The organism is Chryseobacterium sp. JAH, assembly GCF_001507335.1.
Taxonomy (GTDB): domain Bacteria; phylum Bacteroidota; class Bacteroidia; order Flavobacteriales; family Weeksellaceae; genus Chryseobacterium.
Genome location: NZ_LMAH01000003.1, coordinates 319,446 through 332,268, shown reverse-complemented (window position 1 = coordinate 332,268; position 12,823 = coordinate 319,446). Strand labels below are relative to the sequence as shown.

Here is a 12,823-nt window from a genome sequence, read left to right as displayed (position 1 = left end):
AAAGATAATCAATTTTGAGAAATTACTAATTTCTTTTATCTCGTCCCCAAAGTAGCTTCTGACGGATGGTTTCGTAGAAACTTAAATTATTAGGCTGCACCAATAAGAGCTGGAAACTTGCCCTTTTAATGATAATTTCCTTATCTGTTTCAATATGAATTAATCGTGAATCCAATGAAAGAGAATATTGGGGAACTCTACTCTCCACTTTGAATTTAATTTCCACTTTATCGTTGACCACCAAAGGTCTTACATTTAAATTATGCGGAGCAATAGGAGTAATGACAAAGTTTTCGTTATTAGGAGAAATAATAGGGCCGCCGCAGCTTAGCGAGTAAGCTGTAGAACCGGTTGGTGTAGAAACAATCACGCCGTCGCCCCAGAAAACATTGAGAAATTCATTGTTGATATAAGAGTCTACAGTCACCATTGATGTAGTTTCTTTTCTAGAAATAGTCACATCATTTAAAGCATACGGAAAAAAATCGTCAGATTTTGGAGAAACAACTTCAATGACAGATCTTCGACTGGTTTTTACATCCCCTTTTAAAATAGAGTCCAGCTCTTTAAATGCTTCTTCTTTGGTGAAACTTGCCAAAAAACCAAGTCTTCCGGTGTTGACGCCCACAACAGGAATTTCGAGATCTTCAATGAAAGTCAATGAATTAACAATAGTTCCGTCTCCGCCGAAAGTGAAGAAGAGATCAACTTCTTTGTCAATAAGATCCTGTTTATTGCCAAAGGTCTCAAATATTTTTGAAAATTGAAGCGCTTCAGCCATTTCGTCAAATAAAACAGATTTTACATCTCTGCTTTCCAGTTCAGAAATAAATTTGCTTAAATATAAAAAAGTATCAAGATCTTTTTTCTGAGAATATATGGCTGCCTTCATATTATATTTCGATAAATTTTTGTAAAAAACCTAAACGGTCTTTGAAGAGGTCTGTTCTCTCATCAGAATAATATTTTTCAACAATCCTGTAATCATAACGGTCAAAAGTAGCGTCGATGGAAGCTAAATTTTCGTTGCTGATTTTAATGGTGATGTGAATAAACTCGTCTGACATGAAACTGATAAATCCGCCGTAGAATTTAGAATTGTTGCTTTCAACAATATTGGCAATTTCGGTCATAGAATATTTTCTCGCCGGAGTTTCTATGGTTAGAGTAGCACCGGTTTCCGAAAACAGAGGGTATTTTGAAAATGTTTGAAAAACGTCATCACAACAGATGTATCCCAGGTATTTTTCATTTTTATTAATCACAGGAATCACGTTGGCATTGAATGTATAAAATAACCTGATGCTGTCCATAATATTATTGTCTTCCAAAATGGCGAAGCGCTCGATCTGATGTTCAAGGTTTTTCAAAGTTCCTTCTTCTTCATAAAGAAAGTCTTTGGCGATGGCTCCGTAAAAGTGGTGTGATTTTTTGATGAAAACATGCGTATATCCAAATGCCTCTAGGGTTTCTCTAGCTGATTCAATAGAGTCAGTCAGATGAAAACACGGAAAATCTTTTGAGATATAGTCCTTGATAAACATTGTGCTAATTTATAAAATTTTAAACGAAATTGTCCTGCTTTATTGCAGCTTTTTTTCATAAAAGTAAAAAATGCGAAAAAAAATTTTGTTCGTAAAATATTAAAAAGTATCTTTGTCGCCTTTCATTTTTACTTTTTATTAGATTTATTTCAAACTGCACTGTCTTTTAGGCATATGCAGTTTTTTTATTTTAGGGCTTTTGCAAACTCCCACATTACAATTCCACCGCATACGCTTACATTTAAAGAATGCTTGGTTCCGAGTTGCGGAATTTCAATATAAGAATCAATATTGTGCAGAGCTTCATCGCTGATTCCTTCCACTTCATTCCCTAAAATAACAGCATATTTTTTTGAATTGTCAATTTTAAAATCAGTGATCATCGTGCTGTTGGTCGTTTGTTCGATTCCCACTACTTCAAAGCCTTGACTTTTTAAATCATTGATCGTTACATTAATATCCTTTTCATGCGACCAGTCTACACTCTCTGTTGCACCCAAGGCCGCTTTATGAATTTCACGGTGAGGCGGTTGCGGAGTAATTCCACATAAAATAATTTTCTGAATCAAAAAAGCATCTGCCGTTCTGAAAGTTGCCCCTACATTGTGCATGCTTCTGATGTTGTCTAAAACAACCACCAACGGAATTTTCTCCACCTTCTTAAATGTTTCTACATCAATTCTATTGAGTTCTTCCAGTTTTAATTTATTTACCAAAATATATTTATTTCTTATTACAATTTACGAATATTAAAGTCGTTTGGATTGGCTGTTAATCAGTTGTTTAGTTCAATTTACATGTAAATTAACCTTATTTGCTCAATCTTCTGACTTTTTAAGTTTTCTAATATTTTCATCAATTCGGAAATCGAAGAATTTAAATCCTGATCAGTGATAATTCCATTATTGACAGGATATAAACTTAGAGGATTTTCTTTTTGATAGCGAATTATATCTTCAATATCCATACCTGACGTTTTTGAATCATCATTATCTGGATTAAAAATAATTTGTGAAAAGTAATTATTATTGCTTTTAATCTTTTCCAGAAACTCGTCAAGCTTTTTAATTAGATCATCTGTATTTATCCAAAAATCATCGTGCTCTGAATCTTTGTCATCTACTGAATCCTTCTCAGGTTCTTCAAACTCAAACTCCATTTCAGGATTATAAGTTATTTGAAAAATCCTTAAATCAATATCTAAGATTTTTTCTATCTGTGAAACGATACTTTTTTCATCATAACCTCCAAGTTGTTCAAAAAAATATGAAAGTGTATCTGGAAAATCTAAATACTCCTCATATTCGGTTTCACTTTTGGGCTCAATATAATAGTCCATTCCCATAATTACTCCGTTTTAAACTTTATATTTTGTTTTTCTAATTTTTCTCACCCATAATCTGATGCACATTTTTCTCGATATTCTGCGCAATGGTTTCCATCGGAATATCATTTTCATCATTATTAAAAGGGTCTTCAATTTCTTCAGCAATCAATTCCAGACTCATCAACACGTAATATACAAAAACAGTCAGCGGTATCATGAATAATCCTAAGTTAATCACGTAAGCAATCGGAAGCGCTACAACATAAAGAATGATGAATTTCTTTATAAATGAAGAGTATGAATACGGAATTGGTGTGTTTTTAATTCTCTCACAACCCCCGCAAACATCTAGAAAACCCGAGATCTGAGTGTCTAAATAAAGCATTTCTGTATCAGAAATTTTTCCTTCTTTTTTTAATTGATATAATTTGTGTGTCAAAAGAACAACCAAATCTGTCGGCCCGTGATGTTTTAAAGATTTTTCAATTTCAGAATAATCTTCATCCAGAGCCAGCCTCGTCGATTCCTGAGAGAGATGCTTAGCTAAAAAATGAGGGAAATACTTTAAATATCGAGCAATTTGATCAGCTGAGTTTCTGTCTTCCGCGAGAATGATATTGATTTTTATGGCAAAATTTCTCGTGTCGTTCACTAGTTTTCCCCAGAGTTTTCTTCCTTCCCACCATCTGTCATAAGCCGTATTTGTTCTGAAGACCAATAACAAGGACAAGACAAATCCCAGTAATGAGTGAATCAGCCCTACATTACTGATTTTGGATTTTGTTGTCAGATGAAGATATTCAACTTCCAAATACTGAATTCCGTAAGAGTAAATAGCCATCAAAACCATTGTCGGAAACAGGATTTTCATGGTGTCGCTTTTATGTAAGCTGACCAGTATTTTCAGGAAATTTTTGGTGTTGTAAACTCTCATGGCTGATGTGCTTTTTGCAAAGATAAAATATTCGAATTATTGTTTTTTGTGGAAATCTAAATTTTAGTTAAATGTTTTACGGCTTATACTTAAATAAACATTATAAAATCAGATAGAAATCTGTGGGAACTAATTTTCTCAAAATTTTTATAGATTTCAAAAAAACACTACTTTTATTTCGCGTAAAATTTACAAACCCATGATTCTCGAAAACGTAGATGTTGTCAATGATATAAGTAAGGAAGATTTTCAGGAAAATTATTTCAAGAAGAAAAAACCTCTTCTGATCAAAAATTATGCAAGCCGGTGGGATGCTTTTGATAAATGGAATTTTGATTTTATTAAAGAAAAAGCAGGAGAACAGGAGGTACCGCTTTACGATAACAAACCTGCAGATTCCAAAAAAAGTTCTGATGCTCCCGTGACCAAGATGAAAATGAAGGATTACATCGACACGATAAAATCTAAACCTTCTGATCTTCGTATTTTCTTTTACATCATTACCGACCGACTTCCGGAATTGCTGAAAAACTTTACGTATCCCGATTTGGGAATTAAGTTTTTCAAGCGGCTTCCGACTTTATTTTTTGGAGGAAGTGAAGCGCATGTTTTGATGCATTATGATGTTGATCTGGGAGATTTCATGCACTTTCATTTTGAAGGGAAGAAGAGGATTTTACTATTTGACCAGAAACAGTCGAAGTTTTTATACAAAGTTCCATTGTCGGTTCATACGGTTTACGATATTGATTATGAAAATCCTGATTACGAAAAATTTCCCGCTTTAAAATATGCAAAAGGCATTGAAATTTTTATGGAACACGGCGATGCGCTTTTTATTCCCGGAGCATTCTGGCATTTCAACAGATATTTGGAACCGGGTTTTTCAATGTCGTTAAGAGCTTTACCAAATAAGCCGAAAGTTTTTGCGAATATGCTGTATCATGTTTTCATTATGCGTTACACTGACAAAATTTTACGGAAATTATTTAAATCTGAATGGGTTGATTATAAACAGAAATGGGCGTATGAGAAGGCGACTGAAGCACTTGAAAGATATCAAAGTAAAACCAAAGAAAGAATGCTTTAGATTGAATAATTAAACAATATTATATCATGATCGTTTTCCCAAGCAGAGAAGAATACATTAAAAAGAATTTCTTTGAGCTCTTCTTTGAAGAAAAAAGACCAGATTTTGATAAATTCAAAGATTTGGATTCTGCCGAAATGCATTATCTCGTTGAGATCTTTAATTGGGATGATAGCACAGAAGTTTTAAATTGGATTGTCGATTCTGCTGGTTGCGATAAAGGAACGGCTTTAATGATTTTCTGGAGAAGTAGCCCAGACTACTATCTTGGTAAAGATAGTATCGATGACTATGATAAAGATATTTTATACTTGCTGGAGAAAATAATTCAAAGATTCAAATTACAAAATTTTAAAAAATCGAAAATAAAATACGATCCAGCAGAAGATTTTGATGTTCAAACCTCTATTAGTGAAGTTGAAGCCTGGGGTCTTCCACAAGAAATGTTTAAACCAACGAGAGGATTCAGACCGATATACGTCGGAACATTATTGAAATTTTTACAAAAGCATTTTAAAACATCGAAAAAACGCAGATAGATAGACTCAAAAGATAACGAACTGCTTTACTCCTTCTTTTTTATTTCATACTTTTACCAACCCAATTTTAAGAACGATTTCAATGGCAAAGGCGACGAAGAAAGAGACCCCGTTAATGACTCAGTACAACACCATCAAGGCGAAATATCCTGATGCGCTTTTGCTTTTCAGAGTGGGAGATTTCTATGAAACTTTTGGTCAGGATGCCGTGAGAACTTCCCAGATTTTAGGGATTGTTTTAACGAAAAGAGCCAATGGGGACGGTCACATTGAACTGGCAGGGTTTCCACACCATTCTGTGGATTCTTATTTACCTAAATTGGTAAGAGCAGGAATCCGTGTTGCGATTTGCGACCAATTGGAAGATCCGAAAACCGTCAAAGGAATTGTAAAACGAGGTGTGACTGAATTGGTGACGCCCGGAGTGACATTCAACGATCAGGTTCTGACTTCAAAAAAGAACAATTTCCTGCTTTCGCTTCACAAGGAAAAAGAAAAATACGGAATCGCTTTAGTCGATGTTTCAACCGGAGAATTTTTGGTGAGCGAAGGAAATCTGGATAAAATTTTACACATCATCAACACGTTTGACCCTAGTGAAATTATTTATCAACGAAGTGTACAAATTCCCGATCAGCTGAAAAACAGAAATGTTTTTAAATTAGAGGACTGGGCCTATCAATATAATTTTGCCTACGAAAAACTGACGAATCAGTTTAAAACCAATTCATTAAAAGGTTTTGGCGTTGAAGGGTTACCTTTGGCAATTACCGCTGCAGGAGCCATTTTCGCTTATTTGGTTGAAGATACCCATCACAAATTACTGGCGCACATTACCAAAATTCAGATTATTCCGCAGGAAGATTATCTGATGATGGATCATTTTACGTTGAGAAATCTCGAAATCGTGTATCCAAGTCATCCGAAAGGAAAATCTCTTTTAGATATCATCGATAAAACTTCAACTCCAATGGGTGGAAGATTATTGAGGAGAAGAATTATTCTGCCTTTAAAGTCTGTTGAGGAAATTGGTCGCCGACTTTCATTAATCGATTTTTTAAACGAAAATGATCAGCTGAAATATGAAATTTCTGAATTACTAAGGGCGATTTCAGATTTAGACCGCTTAATGGGGAAACTCGCAGCGGAAAAAATTTCACCTAAAGAATTTGGCTATCTCCGTCAAAGTTTGATTAATATTCAGAAAATTAAAGGACTACTTCATTCTCATGCTGATGTTTTAGCATGGTTGGAGCCTTTAAATTCATTAGATGACTTAATTCAATTACTTGAAAATCATTTGAATGAAGAGCTTCCCGTTAATCTTGCGAAAGGAAATGTTATCAAGCAGAATATTTCTGAAGAGCTCGATCATTTGAGAGGTTTACAAAATAAAGGCCGTGGTTTCCTTGACGAAATGTGCCAACGAGAAGTAGAACGCACAGGAATTACCAGCCTGAAGATTGATTTTAATAATGTTTTTGGATATTTTATTGAAGTTCGAAACACCCATAAAGATAAAGTTCCAAGCGACTGGATCAGAAAGCAAACATTGGTGAATGCTGAAAGATACATCACCGAAGAACTGAAAGAATATGAAAGTCAGATTCTGGGCGCTGAAGAAAAAATCAGTGTGCTTGAAAATCAACTGTACCGAAAAGTCTGTTCAGATACGATGATTTATATGGATAGAATTCAGGAAAATTCAAATATCATCGCACAGCTCGACGTTGCAGTTGGACTGTCTGAACTTGCGGTTTCTGAAAGTTATACCAAACCTGTCCTGAATGATGGTTTCTCTATCGATTTAAAAGAAGCTAGACATCCGATTATTGAAAATGCTCTTCCTTTAGGCGAAAAATATATTCCGAATGATATATTTTTAGATAAAGATTCTCAGCAGATTATCATGGTGACGGGACCCAACATGGCCGGTAAATCTGCGATTCTCCGTCAGACGGCTATTGTCTGTTTGATGGCACAGATTGGAAGTTTTGTTCCTGCAAAATATGCAGAGATAGGAGTTTTAGATAAAATTTTCACAAGAGTTGGAGCCTCAGACAATATTTCTGCAGGCGAATCAACTTTTATGGTGGAAATGAATGAGGCGGCTTATATTTTAAATAATATTTCAGACAGGAGTTTGATTTTATTAGACGAAATTGGTCGTGGAACTTCAACGTATGATGGGGTTTCTATTGCCTGGGCAATTGCCGAGTATCTTCATCAGCATCCGACGCAGGCAAAGACTTTATTTGCCACGCACTATCATGAGCTAAACGAAATGACTGTGAATTTTGAGCGAGTAAAAAATTTCCACGTTTCGATTCAGGAGAATAAAGGAAATATCATTTTTTTAAGAAAACTAATTCCGGGCGGAAGCGAGCACAGTTTCGGTATTCATGTGGCAAAATTAGCGGGAATGCCATCAAAGGTTGTCAACAGAGCGAATGATATTCTGAAAACATTGGAGGCCAGCCGTTCGCAGAGCGGAAGTTCAGACTCGATAAAAAGAGTCACAGAAGAAAATATGCAGCTTTCTTTTTTTCAACTAGATGATCCGGTATTAGAAAATATCAGAGAGGAACTGACGAAAATTGATATTAATACATTGACGCCGATTGAAGCTTTAATGAAGCTAAATTCGATTAAAAAAATGATTGGGAAATAGCTTAATTGTTGTTTTGAGTGAAATCAATGGAAATGGGAAATTTCATTCTCCCGCGAACTTTCATCCCATTTACTTCGCCGGGAATCCAGTTTCCTTTAATTTTTAAGACAGATCTTACAGCTTCATTATTGAGCTCTTCGTTTGTACCGAAAGCTTCTACACCAGATACAGATCCATCTCTTTCAACAACAAATGTAACTTCACAGCTCTCCTTTTTTCCGGTATTTAAAACTTTTCTCATCTTAAATTTTTTTTGAATCATATTTTGGAAGCTTGAGTTGCCTGTATAAAATTCAGGCTTTTTTTCCATTTCGATTTCAATTTTCCCATTTTTTTCAGTTAATACCAATTCATTAAGTTGACCGTAGGTATTTGTTGAATCTTGTCCAAACGAAAAATAGAAGAAAAGTAAGTAAAAGATGATTAGTATTTTTTTCACCATTAAAATTTTCACGAAGATAGCTTTAAGATTTAAAATTCTTTACTCGTCAAAGGAAAATACATTAGGTAACGTACTGGTGCACCGTTGACGGTAGCAGGTTTCCAACGGGCGAAAATTCTTCTTAAACCCAATTCTGCTGCTTCTACATGCTTTTTGTTGGTTCCGACTGCGGTAACGTTTCGTACATAACCATTTTTTTCAACGATGAAATAAAGGCGTGTGTCAACTTTTTCATTGATTTTCACATCTAAAGTCTCGATGCTTTCAAAATATTTTCTTTTAAAAACTTTTAAACCGCCCGGAAATTCAGGCACAGTGTCAGCAGTGGTAACGACATCTTTTAAGCTCATTTTCTTTTGTAAAACAGCATAATCAGGAATGGTAGATGTGGTTTTTTTTTCAGGAGCTGCTGTTCCTGAATTTTGAGCATAAAAGCATGCTGCGAAGAGTAATCCAAACAAAAAAATCGCTTTCTTCATTAAATTTAGTTTTATTAATTCTTATTTTGAAAGAATCTCACATGCACGGTTTGATTTTCAAAATTCAGCAAATAAGATACCGCAAATTACTATCATGAATTGGACGTGAAAAATTATTAACAAATTTTAACAGATTGCGTATCATCAACTTGATATTGCTTTTGCTAAATTTGAGAATGAAGAATTTTTTGTGTTTTCTGCTTTTGATGATAGGCTTGTCACTTTATGATGCTCAGTTACAGAGAAATGTACAGGTGATGAATTATGAGGAAGTGGAGCAACGCATAAAGAAAGAGAATGACAAAATGCTGGTTGTGAATTTTTGGTCAACAACCTGCGGTCCCTGTGTGAAAGAGCTTCCAGATTTTATCAAAGTAAACGAAAAGTTTAAAAATAATCCGAAATTTAAAATGCTCCTCGTTTCTTTAGACCGTATAAAAGACAAAGAAAAAGTAATCCAGTTTATCAGTAAAAAAAATCTCTCGGCAGAAGTTGTTTTGCTGGATGATATTAAAAGAATGAATACCTGGATTCCAAGATTTGATAAAAATTGGGAAGGAAATATTCCGGTTACAATATTCTATAAAAATGGAGAAAAAATGTATTTCAACGATGGGGAAATGAACAAAGAGGAATTGGAAAAAGAAATTAATAAAAATTTATAAATAATATGAAAAAATTAAAAACAATACTGACGGTTTTTGCAGTCGCCTTTACAATACTGAGTTTTGGGCAAACCGCAAAAAACACTTCGGACGCTCCGAAAGAAAGCACTGAAAAAAAGGGATATGAGGTTGGCGATAGAGCTGCTGATTTTAAGCTTAAAAACATTGACGGCAAAATGGTTTCTTTAAAAGATTTTAATGATGCCAAAGGATTTATTGTTGTGTTTACTTGCAATCACTGCCCGTATGCTAAAAGCTATGAAGAAAGGATTACAGAATTAGATAAAACATACAAACAGTATGGTTATCCTGTGATTGCAATCAACCCGAATGATCCTAAAGTACAACCTCAGGACGGGTATAAGGAAATGATTGCCAGAGCAAAAGAAAAGAGTTTTACTTTTCCTTATTTGGTAGATGAGGGACAGAAAGTTTATCCTCAGTATGGTGCCACAAAAACGCCTCATGTTTTTGTGTTAAAGAGAGAAGGAGACATAAACGTGGTTAGATATATTGGTGCGATCGACAATAATTACGAAAATGCAAGTGAAGCAACTGAACATTATGTAAAAGATGCAGTTGATGCACTGATTAAAGGAAATGACATAAAAACAACAAAAACAGTGGCTATAGGCTGTACAATTAAAGTGAAAAAGTAGGGGTAATTCCTGTATTCGACATTCAGCGGAGCGGACTTTGGTCCGCTTCTTTTTTAAAGAATAAAAACAAAATAGTAAGATGAAATTTAAATTTACCCTGAAATATTTACTGATAACGATACTTATTTTCCTTGTTGAAGTCTTAATTGCAACTGTTTTGAAAGATCAGTTTTTTATAAGAGCATATCTTGGAGATGTCATCGTTGTCATGCTGTTGTACACACTTGTGAAAAGTTTTTTCATCGTAGATGATACAAAGCTTATCATCGGAATTTTTGCTTTTTCCTGTCTGGTAGAGTTTGCGCAATGTCTCAATATTGCCGAAAAATTAGGCTTCCAACGAGGAAGCCTAATGTATATTATAATCGGAAATTCTTTTTCATGGATTGATATTTTGTGCTACGGAGCGGGATGTTTGATGCTTTATATTATATTTAAAATAAAATCAGCTCAAAAAAAATCCTCTTGATCCGTTTAATCAAAATGAAAATTATCTTCCAAAAGAATCATATTTATCTTCGGCATACTTAATAAAGCGATTCAGTAAAGCCACATTTTCCTTTTCCATCGGCGAAAGTTCGCTGTCAACGTTACCCGAAACCGGGATATACCAATCTGTCTGCTCAAAAAAGTTTCTGTAAGTCTGCTTTTTGAATGAATAACCATGTCTGGCGAAAACGGCATTTTTAATGATTTCCATATCCAATTTTCTTAGATTTTTCAGGTCTTTTTCGCTCAGTTTCTGTTTAGACGCATTGATTTTAAAAACCGCATCAGAAGCAATTCTGTTTTTTGATGAGGTGAACGTTTCTGTCTTACCGGTTTCTTCATCGGTATATTTCTCTTTAAAATCTCTCGGATTTTCCCAATCAATCAGGTCAGAATTTTCATCCAGCATAAAATTCGGATTGTAGACAAACTCTTTTTTGATCAGCTTTAACTTCTTCATTGGAGCTTTTACTGCGGACTTATTGAAGGCAGTCCATTTTCCGGTGATGCTGTCGTTGCTTAATTTCACTTCAAATCTTCCGTCGGTTTTATCAGTTCCAGGTTCATCCAGAATAAAAGATTGGGAGCTTTCATTAAAAACGCCTCTGAAAGGTCGCTGAGTTCCATTCACAATGCTCTGTCCGTACACAGAATCCTGGGTAATCCTGTTTATTTTTAAGGATAATCTTTTATAATCTGTTCCTTCGTAATATTCTTTCGTTTCATTGTCGTAAACCTCGCCTTTGCCTGCAAATTCTCCGGTGTAAATTCCGTAATATTCTTTATGAACTTCAGGAACCACAACAGAATCTATTTTTGCAGTTAAGTTGTCTTTAGATTTTTCTTCGGTCGTTGCCTCTTTTTTGCAGCCTGTCAAACCGATTGCAAACAATGTGATTAATGTAAATTTTAAAATTTTCATATTGATTAAATGTGCTTTTTTGTGATTAAATATTCTATTAAAATAATATTCTGAACCCAACCCAGCCATGCAATGATTTGATAAACATCCATCGGATTTGGGTGAAATAAATATACAATAAAAACCTTCCACATTCTCAAAGTGATGGCAGAAATTGTGAATGCAAAACTTCGCCACATCCACTGTTTGTGTTCTGTGAATTTTTTCTGTCGCGCTAATTGATAAGCTTTAAAGGTTGAAAACCACCAAAGGCAGCCTAAAATAACGAAAGAAATTTTAGATAAAAAACCGCCATTGGCGAAAATTCCCATGTAAATTCCGGATGGTGCCGCAAGAAAAAGAATTAGAAAAATATAGATCTTTCCTGCATTTTTATGAAAGTGTTTAATGCCAAAATCCTTTCTTAGAATGGCTAAAAATCCCGCCAATAAAACAAAAATACTCGTGTACACATGAGTGTAAAAAAAGTAAAGATATTCCGGTCTTTCCACCACTTCAGTCTGTTTAATCATTAAAAAACTGACATTGGTATCTAAAGGAATATATTCTAAAGTGATTTTCAGCATCAGCCAAAAGAAATATGCGAATCCTATGATGAGAAGAATTTTTAGAATGTTCAGGATATTTCTTTTAATTGAAAGCATTTTTATTTCTAATTGTGGAATTCCATTGAAATTGGTAATCTAAATCTAAATTTGACAGGTTTTCCGTTAATTTCAGCGGGTTTCCACAAAACATTACTAAGTTTTTTGATGGCTTTTTCCATTTCTTTATTCATTTTCTTGTTTTCGCCTGTGGCTACAATATCCTCTATTTGTCCTTGATCAGAAACCACAAAAGAAACAACGGAGCTTACTTTCCCTTTTGAATTAGGATTGAAATTGAAAACTTTAGTAAATGCAGTTCTGAAAGCGTTAATTCCTCCAGGGTATTCTCCTGGAATATCTGCTTGGGTGTAAATACTGTCATTAGAGATTATTGTAGATTTTATCTCTTCGTGGTCTTGCGAAAATGCAAGTGAACCGATAAAAATAAAGAATAGTTGAATAGCTTTTTTCATTA

Annotated in this window: 16 protein-coding genes; 6 read left to right on the top strand and 10 right to left on the bottom strand. The window is 34.5% G+C overall.

The genetic code is table 11. The features are described 5' to 3' along the window. Positions 1-25: 25 nt before the first annotated feature. The 5 genes from AR685_RS08680 to AR685_RS08660 all read right to left on the bottom strand — a co-directional run bounded on the left by AR685_RS08680 (position 26) and on the right by AR685_RS08660 (position 3,805). Positions 26-892 carry an NAD kinase gene (locus tag AR685_RS08680; RefSeq protein WP_047443292.1) on the bottom strand — a complete coding sequence of 289 codons (867 nt, stop codon included), beginning with the start codon at positions 890-892 and terminating at the stop codon, positions 26-28. 1 nt (position 893) lies between these two features. Then, positions 894-1,544 (bottom strand): CBS domain-containing protein, encoded by a 651-nt coding sequence (locus AR685_RS08675; protein WP_047443291.1) that lies wholly within the window; start codon positions 1,542-1,544, stop codon positions 894-896. A gap of 185 nt (positions 1,545-1,729) precedes the next feature. Then, positions 1,730-2,260: an RNA methyltransferase gene (locus AR685_RS08670; protein ID WP_059124308.1), complete on the bottom strand. Its 531-nt coding sequence runs from the start codon at positions 2,258-2,260 to the stop codon at positions 1,730-1,732. A 77-nt stretch (positions 2,261-2,337) separates the two neighbouring features. Next, on the bottom strand, positions 2,338-2,889 hold the full coding sequence (locus AR685_RS08665) for a hypothetical protein (protein ID WP_047443289.1): 552 nt from the start codon (positions 2,887-2,889) through the stop codon (positions 2,338-2,340). A 34-nt stretch (positions 2,890-2,923) separates the two neighbouring features. Further along, positions 2,924-3,805 carry a bestrophin family protein gene (locus AR685_RS08660; RefSeq protein ID WP_047443288.1) on the bottom strand — a complete coding sequence of 294 codons (882 nt, stop codon included), beginning with the start codon at positions 3,803-3,805 and terminating at the stop codon, positions 2,924-2,926. Positions 3,806-4,004: 199 nt separating this feature from the next. Here AR685_RS08660 and AR685_RS08655 point away from each other — a divergent pair, with 199 nt between their 5' ends. The 3 genes from AR685_RS08655 (at position 4,005) to mutS (ending at position 8,105) form a co-directional block, all read left to right on the top strand. Continuing rightward, complete coding sequence (locus AR685_RS08655; protein ID WP_059124307.1) at positions 4,005-4,895, top strand: cupin-like domain-containing protein; 891 nt, start codon at positions 4,005-4,007, stop codon at positions 4,893-4,895. A 26-nt stretch (positions 4,896-4,921) separates the two neighbouring features. Next, positions 4,922-5,434, top strand: coding sequence for a DUF4274 domain-containing protein (locus AR685_RS08650; RefSeq protein WP_059124306.1), 513 nt, complete (start codon positions 4,922-4,924; stop codon positions 5,432-5,434). An 82-nt stretch (positions 5,435-5,516) separates the two neighbouring features. After that, positions 5,517-8,105, top strand: a complete 2,589-nt coding sequence (gene mutS, locus AR685_RS08645) for a DNA mismatch repair protein MutS (RefSeq protein ID WP_047443285.1) — start codon at positions 5,517-5,519, stop codon at positions 8,103-8,105. Position 8,106: 1 nt separating this feature from the next. On the opposite strand, the gene AR685_RS18015 is transcribed toward mutS, so the two are convergent. Both AR685_RS18015 and AR685_RS08635 read right to left on the bottom strand, forming a co-directional pair. Next, a complete protein-coding gene (locus tag AR685_RS18015; RefSeq protein ID WP_131777606.1) occupies positions 8,107-8,346 on the bottom strand; it encodes an energy transducer TonB in 240 nt (79 codons plus the stop codon). Between the two features lie 230 nt (positions 8,347-8,576). Continuing rightward, a complete protein-coding gene (locus AR685_RS08635) occupies positions 8,577-9,026 on the bottom strand; it encodes an energy transducer TonB (protein WP_059124304.1) in 450 nt (149 codons plus the stop codon). 176 nt (positions 9,027-9,202) lie between these two features. Between AR685_RS08635 and AR685_RS08630 the strand changes: the two genes are divergently transcribed. The 3 genes from AR685_RS08630 to AR685_RS08620 all read left to right on the top strand — a co-directional run bounded on the left by AR685_RS08630 (position 9,203) and on the right by AR685_RS08620 (position 10,819). Beyond that, complete coding sequence (locus AR685_RS08630; protein WP_059124303.1) at positions 9,203-9,691, top strand: TlpA family protein disulfide reductase; 489 nt, start codon at positions 9,203-9,205, stop codon at positions 9,689-9,691. 5 nt (positions 9,692-9,696) lie between these two features. Further along, a complete protein-coding gene (locus AR685_RS08625; protein ID WP_059124302.1) occupies positions 9,697-10,350 on the top strand; it encodes a thioredoxin family protein in 654 nt (217 codons plus the stop codon). Positions 10,351-10,429: 79 nt separating this feature from the next. Further along, a complete protein-coding gene (locus AR685_RS08620; RefSeq protein WP_059124301.1) occupies positions 10,430-10,819 on the top strand; it encodes a DUF2809 domain-containing protein in 390 nt (129 codons plus the stop codon). A 21-nt stretch (positions 10,820-10,840) separates the two neighbouring features. Here the strand turns inward: AR685_RS08620 and AR685_RS08615 are convergent, their stop codons facing one another. Genes AR685_RS08615 through AR685_RS08605 form a run of 3 tightly spaced genes read right to left on the bottom strand, consistent with a single transcriptional unit; the run spans position 10,841 to position 12,821 of the window. Next, positions 10,841-11,761: a YARHG domain-containing protein gene (locus AR685_RS08615; protein ID WP_059124300.1), complete on the bottom strand. Its 921-nt coding sequence runs from the start codon at positions 11,759-11,761 to the stop codon at positions 10,841-10,843. Between the two features lie 5 nt (positions 11,762-11,766). After that, entirely contained in the window at positions 11,767-12,405 is a 639-nt protein-coding gene (locus tag AR685_RS08610) for a DUF2306 domain-containing protein (protein WP_059124299.1), read from the bottom strand. 8 nt (positions 12,406-12,413) lie between these two features. Continuing rightward, positions 12,414-12,821, bottom strand: coding sequence for a hypothetical protein (locus tag AR685_RS08605; RefSeq protein ID WP_059124298.1), 408 nt, complete (start codon positions 12,819-12,821; stop codon positions 12,414-12,416). Positions 12,822-12,823 lie beyond the last annotated feature (2 nt).